The following is a 23287-nucleotide window of genomic DNA, read 5'->3' on the forward strand; positions in this document are numbered from 1 at the left end:
CGCAATTGAGGAGGGGTTCCCGAGTGGCCAAAGGGATCAGACTGTAAATCTGACGGCTCAGCCTTCGAAGGTTCGAATCCTTCTCCCTCCACCATTTGCGATGTAATTTAGATAGACGAAAAAGAAATATGTGGAGGGGTTCCCGAGTGGCCAAAGGGATCAGACTGTAAATCTGACGGCTCAGCCTTCGAAGGTTCGAATCCTTCTCCCTCCACCATCTTTCTTGCTCATTTATCTCTATTCAGTGGAGGGGTTCCCGAGTGGCCAAAGGGATCAGACTGTAAATCTGACGGCTCAGCCTTCGAAGGTTCGAATCCTTCTCCCTCCACCATTTTACATCTTAATCTTCATACTATATCCCTCAAAATCTGTAATATATCCTTCATTAGTTAACTACATTCGTATTAATTCTCTCTATTATCTCAACCAGCTTATTTTTGCTAGGTTTAAGACCTTTTTTTCTTTAAGATTAAGTCATTAATAATCACGATGAGAAAATACTATGCCATCGAATTGGGTAAACCAGGCCATTGCTAAGATTGATGCAGACTATCAACGTTCTGCTGATACTCACCTTATAAAACTCGATTTACCACAACTTAACGGTGTTGATATTTATCTTAAAGATGAAAGTACTCATCCTACGGGCAGCCTAAAGCATCGTTTAGCCCGTTCGTTATTTTTATATTCTTTATGCAATGGTTGGATTACACAAACTACCACCATTATTGAATCATCGTCTGGTAGCACTGCGGTGTCTGAAGCGTATTTTGCACGTTTAATTGGTTTGCCTTTTATCGCGGTAATGCCTTCGACTACGGCTAAAAAGAAAATTCAACAAATCGAGTTCTACGGCGGGCAATGTCACTTCGTTGATAATAGTAATCAGATGTATGCTGAGTCTGAACGCCTTGCTAAAGAGTTAAATGGCCATTACATGGATCAGTTCACTTTTGCAGAGCGCGCCACAGATTGGCGGGGCAATAACAATATTGCTGACTCAATATTCATTCAAATGCAACGTGAGCCACACCCTATTCCCCACTGGATTGTAATGAGCCCCGGCACAGGTGGCACCTCTGCTACCATTGGGCGTTATATTCGCTATCAGCAGTTATCGACCCAACTGTGTGTGGTAGACCCTGAAAACTCGGTTTTTTATGATTATTTCCACAGTGGTGATAAAACATTAACAGGTCAAAAAGGCAGTAAAATTGAGGGCATTGGACGGCCTAGAGTCGAACCCTCCTTTATTGCTGGTGTTGTTGATGAAATGCATAAAATTCCTGATGGAGCATCCATTGCTACCATGCAATGGTTAGAAACCTTGATAGGCCGAAAAACGGGCGCATCGACAGGAACCAACTTGTATGGTGCATTACTGTTAGCCACGCGAATGCAACAACAAGGACAAGCAGGTTCGATTGTGACATTGATTTGTGATGCGGGGGAAAGATACTTAGATACTTATTATAATCCCCAATGGATTGAGGACAATATTGGTTGCTTTAAACAATTTGAACAGCAACTAAGTGATTTTAACCAAAGTGGATTACTCAGTCCATTGGACTGCTAAATCGAGTTGCCCCAACACACATTTTGGGGCAGCCTTTATCGCTTAATCAATATCCAAATACTTATGCATTTGAATCGAGAGACGCCAGTTACGCTCAATACAGACTTTCATCGCCAATGCTGTAGCGCGAGGCTTCTGGCTAATAGGTTGTAAGCAGATAGTTTTACCTTCAATATCAATATCCTTGAGTAAATCATCCAGCTCTTCAATATGTTTATCTGTGGCTATCGGGTGTTTAATTTCATTGGCACGCGTTAAAGCTTGGCTTAATACCTTGTAACCGCCCTTCATATTGATTTTAGGTGATACTGTTACCCAGGCATCTTGATGACATCGCACCTCAAAAGTGCCCGAAGTTTCAATTTGGACACTGTAGCCAGAATCAATTAATTGATTAGTCAACTCAGTTAAATCATACAAGCAAGGTTCACCGCCTGTAATCACTACGTGTTTTGCACTAAAGCCTTTACGATTAAATGCGGCGATAAGACTAATACCATCATGGTCGGCCCAGCGACCAATGGTGCCATCAACCGCAATCACTTGTTCAGGTGACACTTTGTTTTCAACCAGTACATCCCAAGTTTGTTTGGTGTCACACCAAGAGCAGCCCACAGGGCAACCTTGTAAACGGACAAAGAGTGCTGGCACACCGGTAAAAGCCCCTTCACCTTGGATAGTTTCAAACACTTCGTTAACTGGATAGCTCATTTGTCACCTGCTTTATTCGTTTGGGCGGCATTTATAGTTTATTTCTACCTCAGTATCAAGGTTAGCAGCATGACAATTGGCATAAATGAGCCATTAACTTTGCTATTGCAGGAAACTGTAAGATAAAATGCTATCAATTAACACATTATCACCCTCTTATACTATTTAGCATTAGGTCATTATTCATGTCTCAAACTTCATTGCCAAGCAAAGCATTAGTCGTATTCAGTGGTGGTCAAGACTCAACCACCTGTCTTATTCAAGCGTTAACTGAATATGATGAAGTACACGGTATTACTTTCGATTATGGCCAGCGCCACAGACAGGAAATTGATGTTGCAAAAGCTCTGGCTAAGCAACTGAATTTAATCAGTCATAAAGTATTAGACACTACACTGCTAAACGAATTGGCCATTTCAGCATTGACCCGTGATTCTATTCCTGTTTCCCACGAATTAATGAATAATGGTTTACCCAATACTTTTGTCCCTGGACGAAATATCTTATTTCTGACTCTTGCGGGCGTATACGCTTACCAACTCGGTTGTGATGCCATTATCACCGGTGTGTGTGAAACTGACTTTTCAGGCTATCCAGATTGTAGAAATGAGTTTGTTAAATCAATGGAGCACACTTTAGCCCTCGGCATGGATAAGCCATTAAAAATCATTACTCCTTTGATGTGGCTTAACAAAGCAGAAACATGGGCTTTAGCAGACAAATATCAGCAATTAGAACTGGTTAAACAACAAACGCTGACCTGCTATAACGGTATAATTGGCGACGGTTGTGGTGATTGCCCGTCGTGTTTATTACGTCAACGCGGCTTAGATGATTATCTGCAAAATCAACAACAAGTCATGTCGTCATTGCACGCTAAAATACAGCCATCGACATAGAGGTGAATATGGGTAAAACAACTTCATCATTAATCAAGCCATATCAATTTACCTTGGTTATCAGTGTCATTTGTATTGTTTTATTTGCCCTAAGTATCACTAACCCCATCATTGTCGATACCAACAGCTTATTCAAATTTCAACATGATGCTATTGCTAATGGACAAATTTGGCGCCTACTTACCGGTAATTTGTTACACACCAACATCTGGCATTTAGTGATGAATTTGGCTGGATTTTGGGTCATTGTTTTTTTACATGAATTACATTACCAAAGACATACAGGTAAATTGACGCTGCTTTTTTTGTGCCTTTGTGTCTTGGAAGGTGTGGGTTTATATTTTTTCTATCCTGAACTCAGAGCCTATGTAGGATTAAGTGGGTTGCTACATGGTTTATTTACTTTTGGCGCGGTAATGGATATTCGCAAAGGTTTACGGTCGGGGTATTTACTACTAATAGGTGTCATTGTAAAGGTAGGTTATGAGCAGTATTTTGGTGCAAGTGCGGGTATTTCTGAATTAATCAATGCTAGGGTAGCGACAGAGTCTCATTTAGTCGGCTTAGTTGCAGGGTTAATATGCGCGATATTCTGGCTGACTGTTGCGAACAAATTTCGTCATAAAAAGTAGCGATTAAAAGTCGTTATTAAAAACAGTGACTAAAAAAGGTTATTTAATTTTGCTCAGTCGATTACTAATAGCGTTTGTTAAAGCGGTCTTTTGATCATCAACACCACAAAACTCGGCATACCCTAAACCTTCACCATAGGGGCTAACCTGAGTGGCTAGATTGACCACACGATAACAATAGTCACCTTGCTTCACAATTCTATTAGGGTCAAGGCGATGATTGTATGTATGGGGTTGACTGGTATCAATTTGGGGGATTAATTCAATAAAGACTAAGTCAGGGTCCATTTCACTCATCGTCCCCCCAGGCTTGTTTGTTAACGCAGACTGATTACCTATTAATGTTTCAAGTTCGTTCATATTCATGTGTTGTAAATACTGGTTTGATGCCTGAGTAATGGCATGGGTTGAAAGTACTCCCACGCTATCACTAACAGCTTCATTACCTGCTTCATTTACAGTTTCATCGTTAATCGCTGAGGTACTATTATTACTGCTGCGATCTGGTTCCCTTGGTGTAATTATATCAGGGGGATCTGCTGGAATCTGTTGTTGAAAATTAGATGCTGATTGGGGTTGTGCCGATGATTTAACCTCCATATTTGTATCCTGTTTATCAACCTCTTGTTGATTAATTTTTTCTTCATTAACTTCTTTTTTATCAGTATCTAGTTTTGATTCACTTTCTAATGGTTTTTCTAATTCACTTGCTTTAACCATAGCTTCATATTGTTCTGTGGTAATAATATAGCTGTTAATTTTGACCGCTTCAGGAGTTATGGTTAAGCTCGACTGATGTTGATCGCTCGCTTGCTGCCAAAACCAGGTGATAACAAAGAAAAAAACAAAATGTATACCAAGTGCAAGAGAAACCGACTTAACTAGCCCTCGCCTATTTTTGATGACCACTGGCTCGCTTTCAAGTTCAGGATCTGGTTCTTGGTCATGGTCATGGTCATGGTCATGGCCAATATTAATGTTAAAACTATCTCTATTTGATGACTTATTTTTTCTATCCATTTTAGTTACTGTCTTTAAAAACATATCCATATATCATTAACTCTGCTGATTTGAATGTAAATCCTTGATAAAGTTCACTAGTCATCTAAAAAATTTTTCCCTGGATACTGAGGTAAACTCAGATTAAAAACTGAGAGTACACGTGTACACTATTTATAGTTTTTACTGACTAGCCCTGTTAGACTGAGCATCATCATTTGACTCTTATATTGAGTAACAAACACCATGCCCGAAAAATCAGACATTCTTACCGCAGAACAAATACTTAATAGTACCGCCGATTATAGCACTAAAGAGGAGTTAGCTAACGGGTTATCTCACGGATTCGGTGTTATTGCGGGTTTAGTGGGTTTGGTATTAATGTTAAGTAATGCCAAAGTAGGCTTGTCTTCAACTCAGCTAGCGGGTGTTATTATTTATGGTGTTAGTATCATAGCCTTATTTTTATCTTCTACCTTATATCACACTAGCCGTACACCTGTATGGCGAAAACGATTTAAAATGGCAGATCACTGCACTATATATACACTCATTGCAGGCACCTACACACCGCTTATGTTGATCGCTTTGCAGGATGATAACGCATTAATCATCTTAACGATTATCTGGAGTATTGCATTCGGTGGCATTATTTTTAAAACCTTGTTTATTGGTCGTTTCAAAGCACTCAGTCTATTTCTATATCTATTAATGGGTTGGCTCTGTGTTACTGTCATGGCAGACCTTATTGCTAATATGACAGAGTTAACATTTAATTTATTGATAATGGGTGGATTATTTTACAGCTTGGGAGTGATATTCTATGCCAATAAGAAAATACCCTATAATCATGCCATTTGGCATATGTTCGTCCTTGGTGGCGCTTGTTCGCATTTCTTATGTGTTTATTTTATGGTCACTATTTAATATATTCATAACCTAAAGATCAATAGAGGCACTTTGCATGCTGTTCAATAGTCATTTTTTCATGCAGAATTATCGGTAAACTAATCCATAGTTAGTTATATGCATCCTGATTATGAACATTCTGATGAGCAAAAATGGCAAGCAAAGGATAAAATTGCTTTTGTCGTTAAACTAATACCTGAAGGTAAAGTCCTTCCTTATGGCAAAGTGGCTGATCTTGCAGGCTTACCAGGGCGAGCTAGATATGTATCACGCGCACTAAAGCTTGCTCCGTCAACAGCTAACCTACCTTGGCATAGGGTAATTAACGCTGCGGGACGAATTTCGTTTCCGAAAAGCACCCTTTTATTTCAACAGCAAACGGAATTATTGCGATTAGAGAATATTGAAGTGAACAATGGCAAGATTTCATTGTCCAAACATTTATGGCAACCTGATCTAGTAACATTAGTCATGACACTTCCGTTTTAGTCGGCATCTCTTTTAGGATTAAAAACTTGCAAACTACTCTTTTAAAATCACAGTCAACTCATCTACTTCTGTCACCATTAATAGCCTATTTTATGATGGTATCTTTTAGTGCGACCAGTAGTACGCTTAGCGCTGATTTAGTTTCAACACCACAAAATTCAATACAAGATGACACTTCTGTTAAACAGGCTGTTACAAAAAGTACCATTTTATTACCACTAACTCCTCATACAGCGCAGTATAAGGCTTATTATGGCAGTATTGAGTTAGGTGATGCTAAATATACTCTGCCAGCTACTGATAGTGGCTATTATAATTATCTATTCGAAAGTGAAGTCGGACTATTAATGTTGTCTGATGAACGTAAACTACAAAGTGATTTCACCCTTGAAAACGGTAAATTAGTGCCTTTTAGGTATGTGCATTACAGAACAGGAACAGGTAGTGATTACACCGAGCAAACCGCTTTTGCTAAATCACAAAATTTTATCCATACCATCTACAAACAAGAAGCCCTAAAATTAGATTATCAAGAGTTAATATTTGACCCACTGATGGTGCAATTACAATTTAGAATGGACGTGATAAGTAATAAAAGACCCCTTAATTATAAGATGGTCAAAGAAAAAGAAGTGGATGAGTACGACTTTAAAATTATTGGTAATGAAACCATTACAGTGGCAAGCGGTACTTTTGAAACCGTAAAGTTTGAAGTTGTTCGCGAGAGCACAAAAAGACAAACATTTTTTTGGATGGCTCCTAAACTTGCTTATTTACCGATTAGGCTAAGTCATTTTTCTAAAGGCAGTAAACAACTTGATATTCAACTTGCTCAATATCATTTCGATAAGCCATTAACTGATATTCCTAGTCTTGATATCGATCATGAAAAGCGAATATTCGATGCTTACATGGCAGAAAAGTCATTAATAAAACAAGCTGGTACAGTAGAAGAAGGTATATCAGATGATGAAGATTTACCTGAAGTCAGCCATGATGAAATCAGCGAAAAAGAAATGTTAGATATTAAAAAAATGGTGGTTGATTAGGCACCATTGATTTTAATGATGCCAGCACTGCTGGCATTTTTTTATCCTCTACTAATTTAAATATAATATTTTTATAACAGTATGTTAAACAGCACTATGCTCGATCCGAATATCACCCAGTCTAAATACTCTCCAGTCACCGGCTGAAAGCACCTGCCATTGTTCATTGTTAGTTAACGGTCTAGTCGCAATCACGGTAACCACATCATTAGGGGTGGTTTCTTTTTGAAAATCAATCACCACATCGGTATCAATAAGGGTAGCTTTACCAAAGGGTGCTCTACGAGTGATGTGACACAAATTATTGGTACAATATGCCATTAAATCAATGCCATCGCTTAAGATCATATTAAATATACCTAGAGTGCGGATCTCATCTGCAAGTTTAGCTATGTACTCAAACACCACATTCATATTTTCTGGTGCAGTGTCGCCAAACTGCTGGACCACTTGCTCAAGTATCCAACAAAATGCCATTTCACTATCCGTATCGCCAACGGGTTGAAAACGACTTGAAATAAATTTTTGCTCATATTCACTTAGCTGACCATTATGGGCATAGGTCCAATAACGGCCCCATAATTCTCGGGAAAAAGGATGTGTGTTTTCCAGTGACACGCACCCTCTATTAGCTTGTCGAATATGACTCACAACAATTTCACTTTTTATTGGGTATGACTTTATAAGTTGAGCAATATGAGATTGACTGCTTGGAGATGCATCTTTAAATGTTCGGCTGCCTTTACCTTCATAAAAGGTAATACCCCAACCATCTACATGCGGTCCAGTTACCCCACCACGTTCTGCTAACCCAGTGAAACTGAATACAATATCAGTGGGGACATTGGCACTCATAGCAAGTAATTCGCACATTTATTAAGCCTTTTTCGTTACTTATTGATCAATTTTCAGCAGTTAAGCATATTGTATCTTTTGTGGTAAATCAGTGAAACAAGATTGACACATAAAAATTTAAACAATTGTTTGAATAATGCTTGTATTCATTGCTACATAAGGTTAAATTTTATGTGGCACAGGTCTGACCACGGTCTATACTTGTGATTAAGATCAATAAAGAATTAGCCATTCACCCTATGAAACTGGCTTTAAGGAGAGAGTAAAGTGACCACCCTATTTTTGATCATCGCGATGATCTGTGTGCTCGGCACAATGTCTTACCTAAGGGTATCGCTTGTCACCACCACGATAGCAGCAGCTGTTGTTTTAGGTGTTGGTAGCGCAATGGACATCGTAGGTACTATTACATGGGCTGTATTCCTTGTAATAGCATTACCTTTTAACATTAAATCATTTAGACAAAATTTTATCAGCCGTCCGCTGCTTAAAGTGTACCGTGGTATCATGCCTGAAATGTCTTCTACTGAAAAAGAAGCAATTGAAGCAGGTACAACCTGGTGGGAAGCGGATTTGTTCGCTGGTAATCCTAACTGGAGTAAACTACACAACTACCCACAATCTCGCCTTACCGCTGACGAACAAGCCTTCCTAGACGGCCCTGTTGAAGAAGTGTGTAAAATGGTTAATCACCATATGGTGTCACATGAACTGGGTGATTTACCTCAAGATGTGTGGCAATACCTAAAAGACCATGGTTTCTTTGCGATGATCATCAAAAAGAAATATGGCGGTTTAGAATATTCTGCTTATGCTCAATCACAGGTTTTACAAAAGCTTGCTGGTGTTAGCAGTGAACTTGCATCAACTGTCGGTGTACCAAACTCTTTAGGCCCTGGTGAATTGTTACAGCACTATGGCACTGCTGCGCAGCAAGATCATTACCTACCTCGCTTAGCAAAAGGATTAGAAGTCCCTTGTTTCGCATTAACCAGCCCAGAAGCTGGCAGTGATGCAGGCTCAATTCCAGATTTTGGTATTGTCTGTAAAGGCGAATTTGAAGGTGAAGAAGTATTAGGTATGAAGCTAACATGGAACAAGCGTTATATTACGCTTGCACCTGTCGCGACCGTACTTGGTTTAGCTTTTAAGCTACGCGACCCTGATGGATTACTAGGCGACAAAGAAGAGCTAGGTATTACCTGTGCTTTAATCCCAACTAATATCCCAGGTGTAGAAACTGGTCGCCGCCACTTCCCACTTAACTGTATGTTCCAAAACGGTCCTACCCGTGGTGAAGAAGTGTTTGTACCATTAAGCTTTATTATTGGTGGACCAGAAATGGCTGGCCAAGGCTGGCGTATGCTGGTTGAGTGTTTATCGGTTGGCCGTGGTATTACCCTGCCATCTAACTCTGCTGGTGGTGTAAAAACTGCTGCAATAGCTACTGGTGCCTACGCTCGCATTCGTCGTCAGTTCAAACTACCGATTGGTAAGTTAGAAGGGATTGAAGAACCAATGGCACGTATAGGCGGTAATGCATACTTAATGGATGCAGTCACTAGCTTAACAACCACTGCAATTGATCTAGGTGAAAAACCATCTGTTATATCAGCGATTGTTAAATTTCACCTAACCGACAGAATGCAGAAATGTATTATCGATGCCATGGATATTCACGGCGGTAAAGGTGTATGTTTAGGTCCAAACAACTACTTAGGCCGTGGCTACCAAGCCGCTCCTATCGCTATTACTGTTGAAGGCGCAAATATTTTAACTCGTACTATGATCATTTATGGTCAAGGTGCAATTCGCTGCCATCCTTATGTATTAACAGAAATGGAATCGGCGTTTGATACTGATGCAGCCCGTGGGTTAGCCACCTTTGATGATGCGATATTTGGTCATATTGGTTTTGCTACCTCTAACTTTATTCGCAGTTTCTGGATGGGATTAACGGGTGCTCGTTTCTCTAACGCACCTTACTCAGATAAGACTAAACGTTACTACCAACAGATGAACCGTTTCAGTGCTAACTTAGCGTTATTGTCTGATTTAGCAATGGCTACCTTAGGTGGTAATCTTAAGCGTAAAGAGCGTATTTCAGCTCGTCTAGGTGACTTATTAAGCCAGCTATATCTTGTGTCTGCAACATTGAAACGTTATCAAGATGAAGGCCGTTTAACTGAAGATTTACCTTTAGTTCAGTGGGCTGTTGAAGATTCATTGTATAAATTACAAGATTCTTTAGATGACTTACTTAACAACTTCCCTATGGGATTAGGTCATATATTACGTTGGGTTATTTTCCCATTCGGTCGTCCAGTTAAGCGTCCTACAGATGTAATGGATCATAAAGTCGCTAAGATAATGCAAACACCATGTGCAAGCCGTGACCGTTTAGGTAAAGGTCAGTTCTTTACTAACTGCGAGAACAATCCCGTAGGTATTCAAGAACAAACCTTTATCGATATTCTAGCTTGTGAGCCTTTATACGACAAAGTGTGTAAAGCCGCTGGCAAACGACTCCCTTTCATGTGGCTTGATAAAATTGCTGCTGAAGGTAAAGCACTAGGTGTTCTAAGTGAAGCTGAAATTGCATTATTAGAACGTGCAGAGATTGGTCGCTTGAAATCTATCAACGTTGATGATTTTGATACTGAAGAGCTACGTGCCAATATCAAGTTACCCGCTAAGCAAGAAAAAGCTGCTTAACAGATAAATTAGTAAAAGTAATATTAAGGGTAAAGCCATGCTTTACCCTTTTTTTATTGAGGAAATGTCAATGAATATACGTCAAATGACAGGCCTGCAAATTATGCAGGCTATGTTAGCAGGTGAACTCCCTGCCCCTTCAATCACACAAACGATGCCAATGAAGGCTGTCTCAGTTAGCGAAGGAGAAATTACCTTTGAAGCAGCCGCAGATGAAAGGCACCTAAACCCTATGGGTGGAGTGCATGGCGGCTTTGCAGCTACAGTACTTGATTCAGCCACTGCCTGTGCAGTTCATTCCGCATTACCAGCTGGCGCTAGCTACGCCACTATCGACTTGAATGTAAAAATGGTTCGGCCTGTACCGAAAAATCAACCGGTATTTGCGATAGGCAAGCTAGTTAACTTAAGCACCAGTTTAGCAATATCCGAAGCAAGGCTAACCGACAAACAGGGTCGATTACTTGCAACTGCAACCGCAAGTTGTATGGTAAGCCGCTAGGATCTGCATATAAAAAAAAGAGCCCGTCAAATGACGGGCTCTTTTTTTATCTTAAACAGGATAATAGTGGATTAACAACCCTGTATTATCCGATTATCCGTTTACTCTCGTAACTCTTGTTCTAATTGTTTGGCAACCGTATCTGGAGAGTGACTATTTTTAGCAAACAAATTATAAGCCACAGGCACAACAACCAAGGTAAAAAATGTTGCCAAAGTAATACCAGATAAGACCACAACACCAATTACATAGCGGGTTTCTGAACCAGCACCAACCGCCATCACTAAAGGTAATGCTCCAGCAGCGGTTGTAATACCTGTCATCAAAATAGGCCTTAAACGTTGGGTAGAAGCTTGTAATATTGCTTCGTTAAATTCCACTCCTCTATCTCGCAACTGATTAGCGAACTCAACAATAAGTATGCCGTTTTTAGCAGCTAAACCTACCAGCATGATAATACCAATTTGACTATAAATATTGATACTCTGTCCGGTAAACCATAATCCCAGTAAAGCACCTAAGGTGGCTAATGGCACAGTTAACATGATAATCATTGGATGAATAAAGCTTTCAAACTGAGCCGCTAACACTAAGAATACAATTCCTAAAGCTAGCAAGAAGACAAAATTCATCGAACTGCCTGACTCTTGATAATCTAATGAAGGCCCTTTGTAACTTACCACCGCCTCAGCAGGTAAATAAGTTGAGGTTAAATCATTTAGATAAGCAAGTGCTTCTCCCAGACTGTAATCTTCGGCTAGGTTAGCCTCAAGAGTAATTGACCTCATACGATTATAACGATTAAGTGAGCTAGCATCAGCAAACTCTTCAATAGTGACCAGGTTAGATAGTGGAATTAATTCATTGGTGCGCGCAGAACGCACATAAAGGTTTTCCATATCACTGGCTGTGCTTTGACTTTCTCGATTACCTTCAATGATGACATCATACTCTTCACCATCACGCATAAAGGTGGTCACAAGTTTTGAACCTAACATGGCTTCAAGTGTGCGGCCAATATGCGAAACAGACACTCCTAAATCGGCTGCTCTAACCCGATCAATGATCACCCGTAACTGAGGTTTTGTCTCTTGGTAGTCATGATCTAAACCAATTAATTTTGGATTATCTTTGGCTTTTTCAAGAATAATATCACGCCATTCTGCTAACTCTTCATAGCTAGGGCCGCCCAGTACAAATTGAACTGGTTTACCGACTCCGCGACCAAATGCCTGTCGCATAATTGGGAACGCACGAATGCCCGCTAAATCTGATAATCGGCTACGAATATCGCCAATAATAGCATTAGCACTTCTACGTTGTCCCCAATCCTCAAGTACGATAATCGCCATACCATTAGAAAAATCTGTTGCGGTGCCAAATCCCCGCGGTGCACGGATAAGCAAACGCTTAATATCACCACTTTCGACTAATGGCATTAAACGCCCTTCAACTTCATCCATATATTCTTCAATATATTCGAAGCTAGCACCTTGAGGCCCATTAACCATTAAGAACATAGAACCACGATCTTCTTGTGGGGCAAATTCCTGAGGCACTTTTTGCAATAAATAACCACTGATAACAAAGGAGATAAGTACTAAGGCACTGACGATTAATGGCTTTTTAAATGCCTTAGCAAGGCTAGATTTATACATTGATGATAAGCGATCCATCAATTTATCAATCTGACGCACTAGCCATGAACCTTCGCTGGAAGGTTTTAGCAGCTTAGAACACATCATGGGGCTAAGGGTTAATGCAACGATACTTGAGAAAATAACCGCGGCGCTCATTGTCACGGCAAACTCTTTAAATAACTTACCTAAGTCCCCTTCAAGGAAAGTGATTGGCATAAATACCGCAACCAATACAAGGGTGGTCGCTACAACAGCAAAAGCCACTTCTCGGCTGCCTAAATATGCCGCTTTTAGCGGTGAATCACCCTCCTCAATTCTTCGGTGAATATTTTCTAACATCACAATGGCGTCATCAACCACCATACCAATAGCTAGAATCATCGCTAACAAAGTCAATAAGTTAATTGTGTAATCAAGTGCATATAACACTGTGAATGTGGCGAGTAATGATACCGGAACGGTAATAGCAGGGATCAACATCGCTCTGACACTACCCAAAAACAAATAAATCACAATGATGACTAATATCATCGCGATAAATAAAGTTTGGTAGACCTCATCAATTGAGCGTTCAATAAACACTGAGCTGTCATAGGACCGCTTAATTTCCATACCCGCGGGTAGAGTAGGATTGAGTTGATCAACCAGTGCATTTGCAGCTCGAGCTACTTCTAGGGTATTTGCCGTTGATTGTTTACTGACTCCAAGACCAATCATTGCCTCTGTGTTACCACGGAACACAATCCGCTCTTCTTCACTGCCAATCTCAACTCTAGCAACATCACCTAACTTAACTAAATAGCCATCTTCGCCTTGGGTAAGCACTAAATTAGAAAAGTCTTCTGGGGTACGATAAGCACGCTCTAATCGAACAGTAAAATGACGATCTTCCGATTCTATAGATCCTGCAGGAAACTCCACGTTTTCCGTTCTCAATGCGTTTTCTATATCAGTAACGGTCAAGTTACGTGCCGCTAAAGCTTGGCGGTCTATCCATATGCGCATTGCATACACTTTTCCGCCACCTAAACGCAGGGTTGACACACCATCAATCACTGAAAATCGATCAACTAGGTACCGATTGGCATAATCTGTCAGCTGCAATATGTCCATTTGATCTGAGACCAAATTAAGCCACATTATCACTTCATCGCTGCCGTTGGCCTTATAAATGGATGGTGCGTCAGCTTCTTCAGGTAATTGATCTAGTAGACCAGATATTCTATCTCGTACATCATTAGTAGCTGCTTCGATATCTCGGTCAATATCAAACTCGATTGTGACACTCGAGCGACCATCAGAGCTGGATGAATTGATGTTGCGAATGCCTTCTACACCACTTATTCTGTCCTCTATCAACTGAGTTATACGGCTTTCAACAACTGAACTGCTTGCCCCGCGATAGCTGGTTTCAACAGATACAATCGGGGGGTCGATGTTAGGATATTCGCGCAAAGGTAATTTATCAAATGACACTAAGCCCAAAACAATCAATAGAATACTGATTACAGAGGCGAAAACAGGACGTTTGACCGATAAATCCGTTAAGATCATGCTGCTGTCTCCGTCGAATTAACATTGACGAAATTAAAGTTTTCAGCTTCCTGTAATGTAACTTTGTCACCTGGACGTACTTTTAAAATACCCCGTATAATAACATGTTGGTTTTCAGCTAATCCTTCAGTAATTTCAACCCAACCCCGCATCCTGACGCCTAATTTCACCTGAATTTGAATCACTTCATCTTGCTCATTGGTGCTATAGACATAATGCTTGTCTTGGATAGGGATAATTGCTGATTCAGGCAGTAACAGTCCTTGTCGGCTTTGTTTAATCAATTTCACCTTCATTAACATCCCCGGCAGTAGAGCATAATCATCATTGGATAATACAGCCCTCACCACAACAGCACGGGTATCTGGGTTAACTCGGCTATCAATAGATGTCACTGTCCCTAAAAAGATACGGTCTGGGAAAGCAACCGCTTGTGCTTCTACTTGCTTTCCAGGCTTTAATTCTTGAATAAATCGCTCTGGAATAGAAAAATCGAGTTTAATTTTACTGACATCATCCAGCGTTGTAATTTGCTCGCCGGTTGACACTAAACTACCAAGGCTAACCTGACGTAATCCTAAGCGGCCTGAAAATGGAGCGGTAATTTTTCTATCAATTAATGCGGATGTCGCCAGCTCAATGTCTGCACGAGATAAATCAATTAAACTTTGTAATCTATCACGCTCGAGCTCTGCAATAGTTTTACTGGTAACCAAAGTACTTATCCGGTCAAACTCTCTAAGGTGCTCAGTTAGCTTGACCTTAGCGACGTTAACTTTAGCTTGTTGCTCAGCATCTTGAAGCTGGATCAATAAGTCGTTTTTCTTGACTAAATCTCCATCTTCAAAATTTACACTTGTGACCACTTCAGTAATTTTTGAGGTCACAATTATCGATTCAAATGCTTTACCAGTTCCTATTGCCTCCACTTCATCGCGAATCGCCATCATTTTAGTAGTAGCAAATACCACATTGGGAATAGGTTTTTCGTGCTGAACTTTATTTTGTTTAGGCTGCATGGCTTGGTAGCCATATGCTGCAATGCCAACAACTGCGATTATTAATATTATTTTTTTCATCAGTTAACCATTCTTTATCGGGATATTGTAATCATGCAACGAACTAACACTGGATAATATTTTATACTGTGTCAGATAAGTGTTTAGTGAAGTAATAGTGCAAACTAGTAAAAATAGATCACTCATCATTGCAATTATTTAATTAATTTTTCAGATATAAGTTTTTACAAAAACTCAATGAGGTAAATTACTTGATGTTGATTCTACTCAGTCAGTTATTAGCTGCAAGGCGTTTTACCTTTCCTTACAAATTAGACACATTAGAAACATTTAGTAAATTAGTTTTCTGGCTAACGTTAAAAGTTTGAATCCAAAAAAAGAGATGCCCGTAGGCATCTCTTTTTCAAATGAAAGTAATTAAGTAATAGTTATTAGAGCACTTTACGCTGTTCTTTCATCGCTTGATAAAGACGTTTATAAACTTCTGCAATAGCTTCGTTTTTAAGCGGTTCATCAGTTATATCATGGAATAGAATTTTAGTTTCATCTTTGTTATCAGTAGTACGCAGCAACAGTCGATAACTACCTTTCTCAAGTGTTAATTTCTCCTCGCCCCATAATGAGCTCCAAAAACCACCACTTTCTTCTAAGTTAAGATAAAATAGACCTTTACTGGTATCCATATCGATAACATCTAAGCCTAATTCAGGTAATACGATACGTAGGCGATCCCATGTTTTGCTAAAGCTAGCTTTTGCAAGCCAATATGATTCAGCATCTGCTCCTGGTTCAACAAGATCAATATCTATCCCTAAGCTTTGCTCAATACGTGCAGCTTTAAGCGCACGCTCACGCTCAACAGCCATATACGATACTGTGTTATTAAGCATATCAATGGTATAACGACGTTTATCATCACCGGTCAAGAATATATCTTGCAGGTCTTCATCGTAATACTCTTCATGCTCGACTAGGCTAATAGCAACATCACCCGTTCTACCATGTGGTTTAACATTGATATCAAACTGATAACGTTGGCGCAGTAAATACACTTTATCATTACCAAACCAACTTGTTTCTAACACGTCCTGGCTTTCTATCCAGTCTGTCTCAACAACACCAGTTTCAAAATTATCCGTACGTTTAGCAATGTTATTCTTAGCTAAATAGCTATTGATAACATTAAATATTTCTTGCTTTAAGTCGGTTGAATTATCAACGGATTCAATAATAATTTTTATATTATTGCTACTTTCTTCAACATGAGTACCCTCTGCCATTGCAATAATTTGCAATGGTGGACGAATATCTAATCGCTTGCCAACAATAGTCGTATCAACTTTGTTACTGACATTTGGAATATCGAACTCTTTGCTGTAGTTAGGTTGTTTTAATCCAGATGGAATCTTCAATAAAGCGACCGACTGAGTTTGAACATACTCTTCATTACCATTAGCCTGGCGACGATCTATAGGCGTACTACAGGCTGCAAGCGTGGTTATCAGTAATAGAGGGGTGACTTTTTTAAACATGTATTATTGCACCTTAATTTGCGCTTTTTTCATAGACTCTAGTAACAGACCATGAAACTGCTCAGAAAGTTCAGTTAATGGCAAACGAATATGCCCATGGGTAATTAGTCCCATACGATGAACAGCCCATTTAACTGGAATAGGGTTTGCTTCACAAAATAATGAACTGTATAAACCACGCAGTGGTTCATCAATTTCAGCAGCCAGTTGTGCATTTCCCGCAAGCGCGGCATCACACATAGCTTTGAACGCATGAGGAACGATGTTATTCGCAACTGAAATAACGCCATTACCACCAGCAAGTAAAAACTCGCGAGCAGTAGCATCATCACCGCTGTATAAAATAAAGTCATCACCACATAACTGACGTAGTAAAGCAACACGGCTGACATCACCAGTGGCTTCTTTCACGCCAATAATATTGCTAACAGAGCATAACTCAGCAACGGTTTCCGGCTTCATATCTACTGCTGTGCGGCCTGGTACGTTATACAAAATTTGTGGAATATCTGTACTCGCTGCAATAGCTTTATAATGTGCGATAAGGCCTTTAGGTGTTGGCTTGTTATAATAAGGTGTGACACCTAACATGGCACTGATGCCTGAATGTTGCATGCCTTTAGTCAGCTCTATTGCTTCAGCTGTAGCATTTGCGCCATTGCCACCAATAATGGGGACTCGTCCGGCGGCAAATTTTACGGTTTGATTAACTACCGCGATATGTTCTTTCATCGGTAACGTGGCAGATTCGCCAGTTGTACCCACTGCAACAATGGCATCGGTGCCTTGATTGATATGAAAATCTACCAGTCTTTCAAGACTTGCATAATCTATTGTGCCATCACTATTCATTGGTGTGATTAAGGCTACGATGCTTCCGTTTTTCATCTATATTCCCCAAGTTTTCAGGATTTGCTATGTTACTGATGCTACCCACTAATGACAAGCATTAGCAGTGCTCAAATCAAAATTACCCGAAAAAGCCATTTCACCTTGATTCGGCATAAAGTAGTAGTATTTTATGCTTTATAGCGAAGAGATTACACATTCTTAATTGTTTTTTTAGATATCCCTCTTTCAGCTGATTAAAATTACACCAATTACGCCAAGTATTATTTTTATTCTATCGTTTTAAGGAGGTTTGTTACGATGATATGATAATATTACTGGTTGCATAGGCGTATAGTATGTTTACAGACGTCAATCGATATTTCATTCGAACAAATGAGGAAAATCCATGACCAACTACCTGGTCGTTACCGCAATGGGTGCCGATCGCCCTGGTTTAGTCAGTCGCTTAGCACGCTTAGCCAGTGATTGTGATTGTGATATCGTTGATAGCCGTATGGCGCTATTTGGTAATGAATTTACTCTAATAATGATGATTTCGGGCTCATGGCCAGCAATTACAAAAATTGAAACCATGCTACCCAGTCTCAGTGTTGAATTAGAGCTGATGACCGTGATGAAACGGACATCAAAACATGTGCCGAAAAATTATGTATCACGCGTTGAAGTGACCATTAGTGGTGAAGACCAACGTGGCACGATGAAAACAATTACCCAATTCCTAGCTGAGCGCTCACTTGATTTGGCCGCAGTACGTTCCCATGCCGATGATAATGAAGGTCTACAAACGCAGTCGATATTCTTAGCGATTAATATTCCTGATAAAGTCGATTTAGCCAAGCTAGAAACATCAATTCATCAATTGGCTGAAGAAATGAATTTAGAGTGCAGTATTAAATTAATGCAAGGCACTACGTCACCGCAGTAACTATTAGCTGAACTATATTCCATTACCTATCGTATTTTGGTGTAAATCAGGGCCTAGACATACCCCTTCTGATATCTGACAAAGGAATAAATATGAACACCTTAAAAACGGGTGATACCGCCCCACTATTTACATTACAAAACCAATTTAATGAAACTATTTCATTACAAGGCTGCCTGGATAAAGGCCCTGTGTTAGTTTACTTTTACCCAAAGGCATCGACCCCTGGTTGTACTGTGCAAGCGCAAGGCTTACGTGATATTAAGCAACAACTGGATAACCTAAACATTACTGTTCTAGGCATAAGCCCAGATCCAGTTGCTAAGCTACAAAAATTCTCAGATAAACAAGCATTAAATTTTCACTTACTCAGTGATGAAGATCATGCTGTTGCTGATGCATTTGGCGTTTGGGGTGAAAAGAAATTTATGGGTAAAACTTTTGACGGGATACATCGATTAAGTTTTATTGTGGGAACTGAAGGTAAAGTCACTCAGTTCATCAATAAATTCAAAACTAAAGATCATCATGAAGTGGTACTTGAACTCTTTAAATAGCATGGCTACTAGATCTATTTAACGACTTTAAATTCCAAAAATGATACGAATAAAAAAAGGCTTAGTATTAACTAAGCCTTTTTTAACAACTCTTGTATCGTTAATATTAGGATTTTAACGGTGGTTCTTTTTTATCTAAAGACTCAGTCTCATCTGTAACAAGCGAATCATTAAGCACTTCATCATTCGATAATTGAATATCTAAAGTCTCAGACTCTTTCTCAAGTCTAGCCTCTTCAATCAAAGCTGCCTGCTCTTCCTCGAGTAACTTAGCTTTTTCTTGTGCCTCGAACAGAGCTAGCTCTTCCTCTTTACGGCGAGCTTTCTCAATTGCACGTTGCTCAGCTTCCTCTGCTTCACGGATAGCACGAGCTTCAGCAGCCGCTTTTGCTTCTTCTTCTGCTTTAATCTTAGCTAAACGAGCAGCTTCTTCATCTAACGCGCGTTGAATAATTGCTTGTTCCTGTGCTTCTTGAGGTAACAAACTAATTAACTCAATCCCTACGGGTAACTTTTGAGTTTCCGCGGTAATGACTTTTAACTTAGCCTCTTTGGTTATATAAACCAAAGGCATAGCTGTATCACCATAACGCTCACGGAACTTTTCATAACTGAAGTTTTCGGTAATATTAGTGACTTTAAGAACAGCACCTTTAGCCATTAAACTGGCTATTTTGGCATAGCTTATCCCTTCACCAAATAAGCATAACCGCTGTAAATAAGACTCAGACAGTTGATGACGGCCACTGCCAACATTTGTTTCACTATTATTTAGACCATACACTTTTTCCGAGCCAAATAAATCTTGGAAATGGAAACTGACCAAAGGATTCAATTGACGATAAGGAGACATAACTAACACTCTGCCTATACCGCTTAAGTCCATGTAGTTAGTAGCATGTTCAGATGCTGGGTTACCGAAGTAAACAGGAATATTTTCCATACGGGCTTGACGAATACTGTCCCAGTTACTGTCTGCTAGCACAACTTTAATGTTTTTAGCTAATAGCTGGGTGGCTAATTCTCGAGCAAACTTTGAGGCTCCGAAAATAAGTAAACCTTGGTTTGAACCTTCTTTAACCCCTAAAAATTTTGCCCAGGGGCCTGCGGTTAAACTTTGAATAACTACGGTACCAATAATGATAAAAAATACTAATGGCACGATAGAGCTTGCACCGTGAACACCAAGCTCTTCTAATTTAATCGCAAACAGTGATGAAATTGCCGCAGCAACAATACCCCGTGGTGCAACCCAACTCAAAAACCACTTATCTTTTGAGGTTAAATTAGTACCCAATGCTGAGGTCCAAATACTTAATGGACGAGCAATAAGCATAACCACAAACAGCACTCCGAAAGCACCAATACCAAGCCCTAACATAGCGTTAGAATCTAAACGTGCGGCAAGCAAAATAAACAATGCTGAAATAAGCAGTACTGTTAAGGTTTCTTTAAATTCTAGAATATCGGCTATGTCTACACCACGCATGTTGGCAAGCCAGATACCCATTACAGTAACAGTTAAGAGTCCTGATTCATGTTGTAATAAGTTAGAGCCGACGAATACACCCAACATTATCGTTAACACCGCTGTATTACGCAGATAATGTGGGAAGACGTTATTTCTTAGTGCTACACCAATGAAGTAACCCGCGGCTGCCCCTATGCCAAAACCAATCACTAAAGTGAGGCCCAATGCATACAATACGTGTGTTGTAGGATCTGCGGTAACGGCAACATATTCGTAAACTAACACCGCGAATAATGCACCGATGGGATCAATAACAATACCTTCCCAACGTAATATACTGGCTAATTTAGCTTTAGGTTGAACCGTACGCAACATGGGTACAATTACCGTTGGCCCTGTGACAACAACTAACGCGCCAAATAGAAATGCGACAGGCCAATCAAATCCCATAAAATAGTGCGCGGCAGGGGTAATACATGCCCAAGTAATTACTGCGCCTATGGTCACAAGATTAGTCACCATGCGGCTGTGATCTTTAATCTCTTTGAAATTGAGCGTTAATGCTCCCTCAAAAAGAATCACAGCTACACCCAATGAAATGATAGGGAACAATAAATCACCAAAAATTTCATCTGGATTAAGAATATTCAATCCAGGTCCCAGTAACAATCCACATAACAGTAGTGGTAAAATGGCAGGTAATCTTAATTTCCAGCCTGCCCATTGACACAAAAGCGACAATACACCGATTAATGCCAGCATACCCGTGATGTGTTCAACCATAATATTTTCCTTTTCTTATTCTCAATACAAGTTTTCAAGTACTGACTAATTTTTATTTGCATAACAGCTAATCCGCTAAGGATTCACTTATAGTGGCAATAAAAGTCTGGTTTAACCCAATCAATCTGTTGCTAAAGTAACATGACAGTAATTAAGAGGCATAAAAAACCATCACTTACAAGTGAGGTTACTATCAAATTAAATCACTAAGTCAATGATATTAAACTAATAAAAATTACTATTCTGACAAAATGTCGCCATGTGAAATTATGCATATAAAATACTAATTTCTATCTGTGTTCAAGTCATTTTTAGATCTAAACTATATTTTCTTTTTACGTAATAAAAACAAAATAACATTTTGATTATTAATTGTTTTAAAATAACAAAGCCTAAGACAGTGCTTAGGCTTTGTTATTATACAATGATCAAAACTGGATACGTTAGTCTTGAGGTATACGCACACTACCTTCCATTAATACTCTAGCACTGCGACTCATTATAGCTTTAGTTACCTGCCAGTGACCATCAATCAACTTAGCTTCTGCACCTACACGTAAAGTGCCTGAGGGATGACCAAAGGTAACAGATTGGCGCTCGATGCCGCCAGCCGCAAGATTAACTAATGTCCCCGGTATAGCTGCTGCAGTGCCAATAGCAACCGCTGCAGTGCCCATCATGGCATGGTGCAATTTACCCATTGATAGTGCTCTCACCGATAAATCAATTTCTGTAGCACTAATCGCTTTACCACTTGAACTAATATAATCGGCTGCAGGTGCAACAAAGGCTACTTTAGGTGTATGTTGGCGAACTTTGGCTTCTTCTAAATGAGTGATTAGTCCCATTTTTAGTGCACCATAGGCTCGAATAGTTTCAAATTTTGTTAGTGCGGCATTATCGTTATTAATCGCGTCTTGCAATTCTGCTCCAGTATAACCAATATCAGCCGCATTCAAAAAAATAGTTGGAATACCGGCATTAATCATAGTTACGTTAAATGTACCTATATTTGGCACAACTAACTCATCGACGATATTACCTGTAGGAAACATCGCCCCTTCACCATCGGCAGGGTCTAAAAACTCAACTTGTACTTCAGCGGCTTTAAACGTCACGCCATCAAGTTCAAAATCACCCGTTTCTTGTACTTCGCCGTTTGTTATCGGTACATGAGCAATAATGGTTTTGTTAATATTTGCCTGCCATATACGCACGATTACGGTGCCATTTTGAGGTACTCGGCTTGGATCAATTAATCCATTACTAATCGCAAATGAGCCTACAGCAGCGGTTAAGTTGCCGCAATTACCACTCCAGTCTATAAAGGGTTTATCTATCGCTACTTGGCCAAATAAGTAATCCACATCATGATCAGGCTGGGTGCTTTTTGATAAAAGAACCACTTTACTGGTACTTGAGGTCGCACCGCCCATACCGTCAGTATGCTTACCATAGGGATCAGGACTGCCAATGACTCTGAGTAATATCTCATCACGTTCAGCGCCAGCCACTTGAGCTGCTACCGGTAAATCAGAAATATTAAAAAAGACTCCTTTACTGGTTCCGCCACGCATATAGGTAGCGGGTATTTTTATCTGTGGTTTAAACGTCATAT

General features: G+C 39.8%; 19 protein-coding genes and 3 tRNA genes. 13 read left to right on the top strand and 9 right to left on the bottom strand.

Going from position 1 to position 23287, the window contains the following annotated elements; translation table 11 throughout:
• Positions 1-9: 9 nt before the first annotated feature.
• From ACRWQM_RS09510 to ACRWQM_RS09525, 4 genes are all read left to right on the top strand, one after another.
• Positions 10-94, top strand: a tRNA-Tyr gene (locus tag ACRWQM_RS09510).
• Positions 95-132: 38 nt separating this feature from the next.
• Positions 133-217, top strand: a tRNA-Tyr gene (locus ACRWQM_RS09515).
• A gap of 29 nt (positions 218-246) precedes the next feature.
• Positions 247-331, top strand: a tRNA-Tyr gene (locus ACRWQM_RS09520).
• Between the two features lie 171 nt (positions 332-502).
• Positions 503-1576, top strand: coding sequence for a PLP-dependent cysteine synthase family protein (locus tag ACRWQM_RS09525; protein ID WP_434929813.1), 1074 nt, complete (start codon positions 503-505; stop codon positions 1574-1576).
• Between the two features lie 42 nt (positions 1577-1618).
• On the opposite strand, the gene queE is transcribed toward ACRWQM_RS09525, so the two are convergent.
• Positions 1619-2287 carry a 7-carboxy-7-deazaguanine synthase QueE gene (queE, locus tag ACRWQM_RS09530; RefSeq protein ID WP_434929814.1) on the bottom strand — a complete coding sequence of 223 codons (669 nt, stop codon included), beginning with the start codon at positions 2285-2287 and terminating at the stop codon, positions 1619-1621.
• Between the two features lie 185 nt (positions 2288-2472).
• On the opposite strand from queE, the gene queC reads away from it, so the two are divergent.
• Together queC and rrtA are read left to right on the top strand one after the other, a co-directional pair.
• Positions 2473-3186, top strand: a complete 714-nt coding sequence (gene queC / locus ACRWQM_RS09535; protein WP_434926026.1) for a 7-cyano-7-deazaguanine synthase QueC — start codon at positions 2473-2475, stop codon at positions 3184-3186.
• Positions 3187-3194: 8 nt separating this feature from the next.
• Positions 3195-3818, top strand: coding sequence for a rhombosortase (rrtA, locus tag ACRWQM_RS09540; protein WP_434926025.1), 624 nt, complete (start codon positions 3195-3197; stop codon positions 3816-3818).
• Between the two features lie 39 nt (positions 3819-3857).
• Here rrtA and ACRWQM_RS09545 read toward each other — a convergent pair whose 3' ends face one another.
• Positions 3858-4838, bottom strand: a complete 981-nt coding sequence (locus ACRWQM_RS09545; protein WP_434929815.1) for a hypothetical protein — start codon at positions 4836-4838, stop codon at positions 3858-3860.
• A 225-nt stretch (positions 4839-5063) separates the two neighbouring features.
• Here ACRWQM_RS09545 and trhA point away from each other — a divergent pair, with 225 nt between their 5' ends.
• The 3 genes from trhA (at position 5064) to ACRWQM_RS09560 (ending at position 7264) form a co-directional block, all read left to right on the top strand.
• Complete coding sequence (trhA, locus tag ACRWQM_RS09550) at positions 5064-5744, top strand: PAQR family membrane homeostasis protein TrhA (RefSeq protein WP_434929816.1); 681 nt, start codon at positions 5064-5066, stop codon at positions 5742-5744.
• A gap of 99 nt (positions 5745-5843) precedes the next feature.
• Entirely contained in the window at positions 5844-6215 is a 372-nt protein-coding gene (locus tag ACRWQM_RS09555) for an MGMT family protein (RefSeq protein ID WP_434929817.1), read from the top strand.
• Positions 6216-6307: 92 nt separating this feature from the next.
• A complete protein-coding gene (locus ACRWQM_RS09560; protein WP_434929818.1) occupies positions 6308-7264 on the top strand; it encodes a DUF3108 domain-containing protein in 957 nt (318 codons plus the stop codon).
• Positions 7265-7348: 84 nt separating this feature from the next.
• On the opposite strand, the gene ACRWQM_RS09565 is transcribed toward ACRWQM_RS09560, so the two are convergent.
• Complete coding sequence (locus ACRWQM_RS09565) at positions 7349-8137, bottom strand: class II glutamine amidotransferase (RefSeq protein ID WP_434929819.1); 789 nt, start codon at positions 8135-8137, stop codon at positions 7349-7351.
• A 249-nt stretch (positions 8138-8386) separates the two neighbouring features.
• Between ACRWQM_RS09565 and fadE the strand changes: the two genes are divergently transcribed.
• Together fadE and ACRWQM_RS09575 are read left to right on the top strand one after the other, a co-directional pair.
• Positions 8387-10834 carry an acyl-CoA dehydrogenase FadE gene (fadE, locus tag ACRWQM_RS09570; protein WP_434929820.1) on the top strand — a complete coding sequence of 816 codons (2448 nt, stop codon included), beginning with the start codon at positions 8387-8389 and terminating at the stop codon, positions 10832-10834.
• Between the two features lie 70 nt (positions 10835-10904).
• The gene (locus ACRWQM_RS09575; RefSeq protein ID WP_434926018.1) at positions 10905-11336 is read left to right on the top strand and encodes a PaaI family thioesterase; all 432 of its coding nucleotides are present in this window, start codon (positions 10905-10907) and stop codon (positions 11334-11336) included.
• Between the two features lie 101 nt (positions 11337-11437).
• Here ACRWQM_RS09575 and ACRWQM_RS09580 read toward each other — a convergent pair whose 3' ends face one another.
• The 4 genes from ACRWQM_RS09580 to dapA form a co-directional block, all read right to left on the bottom strand.
• Positions 11438-14530: an efflux RND transporter permease subunit gene (locus ACRWQM_RS09580; protein ID WP_434929821.1), complete on the bottom strand. Its 3093-nt coding sequence runs from the start codon at positions 14528-14530 to the stop codon at positions 11438-11440.
• Positions 14527-15609: an efflux RND transporter periplasmic adaptor subunit gene (locus ACRWQM_RS09585; RefSeq protein ID WP_434929822.1), complete on the bottom strand. Its 1083-nt coding sequence runs from the start codon at positions 15607-15609 to the stop codon at positions 14527-14529. The genes ACRWQM_RS09580 and ACRWQM_RS09585 overlap by 4 nt, the downstream gene beginning before the upstream one ends.
• A gap of 371 nt (positions 15610-15980) precedes the next feature.
• Positions 15981-17081, bottom strand: coding sequence for an outer membrane protein assembly factor BamC (gene bamC / locus ACRWQM_RS09590; protein ID WP_434926015.1), 1101 nt, complete (start codon positions 17079-17081; stop codon positions 15981-15983).
• Between the two features lie 3 nt (positions 17082-17084).
• Positions 17085-17969: a 4-hydroxy-tetrahydrodipicolinate synthase gene (gene dapA, locus ACRWQM_RS09595; protein WP_434926014.1), complete on the bottom strand. Its 885-nt coding sequence runs from the start codon at positions 17967-17969 to the stop codon at positions 17085-17087.
• A 349-nt stretch (positions 17970-18318) separates the two neighbouring features.
• On the opposite strand from dapA, the gene ACRWQM_RS09600 reads away from it, so the two are divergent.
• Together ACRWQM_RS09600 and bcp are read left to right on the top strand one after the other, a co-directional pair.
• A complete protein-coding gene (locus tag ACRWQM_RS09600) occupies positions 18319-18858 on the top strand; it encodes a glycine cleavage system protein R (protein ID WP_434926013.1) in 540 nt (179 codons plus the stop codon).
• A 92-nt stretch (positions 18859-18950) separates the two neighbouring features.
• On the top strand, positions 18951-19415 hold the full coding sequence (gene bcp, locus ACRWQM_RS09605) for a thioredoxin-dependent thiol peroxidase (RefSeq protein WP_434929823.1): 465 nt from the start codon (positions 18951-18953) through the stop codon (positions 19413-19415).
• Between the two features lie 106 nt (positions 19416-19521).
• On the opposite strand, the gene ACRWQM_RS09610 is transcribed toward bcp, so the two are convergent.
• The gene (locus ACRWQM_RS09610) at positions 19522-21669 is read right to left on the bottom strand and encodes a cation:proton antiporter domain-containing protein (protein WP_434929824.1); all 2148 of its coding nucleotides are present in this window, start codon (positions 21667-21669) and stop codon (positions 19522-19524) included.
• A gap of 443 nt (positions 21670-22112) precedes the next feature.
• On the bottom strand, positions 22113-23285 hold the full coding sequence (prpF, locus tag ACRWQM_RS09615) for a 2-methylaconitate cis-trans isomerase PrpF (RefSeq protein ID WP_434929825.1): 1173 nt from the start codon (positions 23283-23285) through the stop codon (positions 22113-22115).
• Positions 23286-23287: the final 2 nt, after the last annotated feature.

Origin of the sequence: Shewanella sp. HL-SH5 (assembly GCF_051163755.1) — a bacterium.
GTDB classification, from domain to species: domain Bacteria; phylum Pseudomonadota; class Gammaproteobacteria; order Enterobacterales; family Shewanellaceae; genus Shewanella; species Shewanella glacialimarina.

Bases quoted from the DNA above. Each gene is read 5' to 3' on its own strand.
- ACRWQM_RS09555 (WP_434929817.1), top strand. From the start codon at position 5,844: ATGCATCCTGATTATGAACATTCTGATGAGCAAAAATGGCAAGCAAAG.
- ACRWQM_RS09525 (WP_434929813.1), top strand. From the start codon at position 503: ATGCCATCGAATTGGGTAAACCAGGCCATTGCTAAGATTGATGCAGAC.
- queE (WP_434929814.1), bottom strand. From the start codon at position 2,287: ATGAGCTATCCAGTTAACGAAGTGTTTGAAACTATCCAAGGTGAAGGG.
- ACRWQM_RS09610 (WP_434929824.1), bottom strand. From the start codon at position 21,669: ATGGTTGAACACATCACGGGTATGCTGGCATTAATCGGTGTATTGTCG.
- bcp (WP_434929823.1), top strand. From the start codon at position 18,951: ATGAACACCTTAAAAACGGGTGATACCGCCCCACTATTTACATTACAA.
- ACRWQM_RS09585 (WP_434929822.1), bottom strand. From the start codon at position 15,609: ATGAAAAAAATAATATTAATAATCGCAGTTGTTGGCATTGCAGCATAT.
- queC (WP_434926026.1), top strand. From the start codon at position 2,473: ATGTCTCAAACTTCATTGCCAAGCAAAGCATTAGTCGTATTCAGTGGT.
- bamC (WP_434926015.1), bottom strand. From the start codon at position 17,081: ATGTTTAAAAAAGTCACCCCTCTATTACTGATAACCACGCTTGCAGCC.
- ACRWQM_RS09545 (WP_434929815.1), bottom strand. From the start codon at position 4,838: ATGGATAGAAAAAATAAGTCATCAAATAGAGATAGTTTTAACATTAAT.
- rrtA (WP_434926025.1), top strand. From the start codon at position 3,195: ATGGGTAAAACAACTTCATCATTAATCAAGCCATATCAATTTACCTTG.
- ACRWQM_RS09565 (WP_434929819.1), bottom strand. From the start codon at position 8,137: ATGTGCGAATTACTTGCTATGAGTGCCAATGTCCCCACTGATATTGTA.
- ACRWQM_RS09600 (WP_434926013.1), top strand. From the start codon at position 18,319: ATGACCAACTACCTGGTCGTTACCGCAATGGGTGCCGATCGCCCTGGT.
- ACRWQM_RS09580 (WP_434929821.1), bottom strand. From the start codon at position 14,530: ATGATCTTAACGGATTTATCGGTCAAACGTCCTGTTTTCGCCTCTGTA.
- ACRWQM_RS09575 (WP_434926018.1), top strand. From the start codon at position 10,905: ATGAATATACGTCAAATGACAGGCCTGCAAATTATGCAGGCTATGTTA.
- ACRWQM_RS09560 (WP_434929818.1), top strand. From the start codon at position 6,308: ATGATGGTATCTTTTAGTGCGACCAGTAGTACGCTTAGCGCTGATTTA.
- dapA (WP_434926014.1), bottom strand. From the start codon at position 17,969: ATGAAAAACGGAAGCATCGTAGCCTTAATCACACCAATGAATAGTGAT.
- prpF (WP_434929825.1), bottom strand. From the start codon at position 23,285: ATGACGTTTAAACCACAGATAAAAATACCCGCTACCTATATGCGTGGC.
- trhA (WP_434929816.1), top strand. From the start codon at position 5,064: ATGCCCGAAAAATCAGACATTCTTACCGCAGAACAAATACTTAATAGT.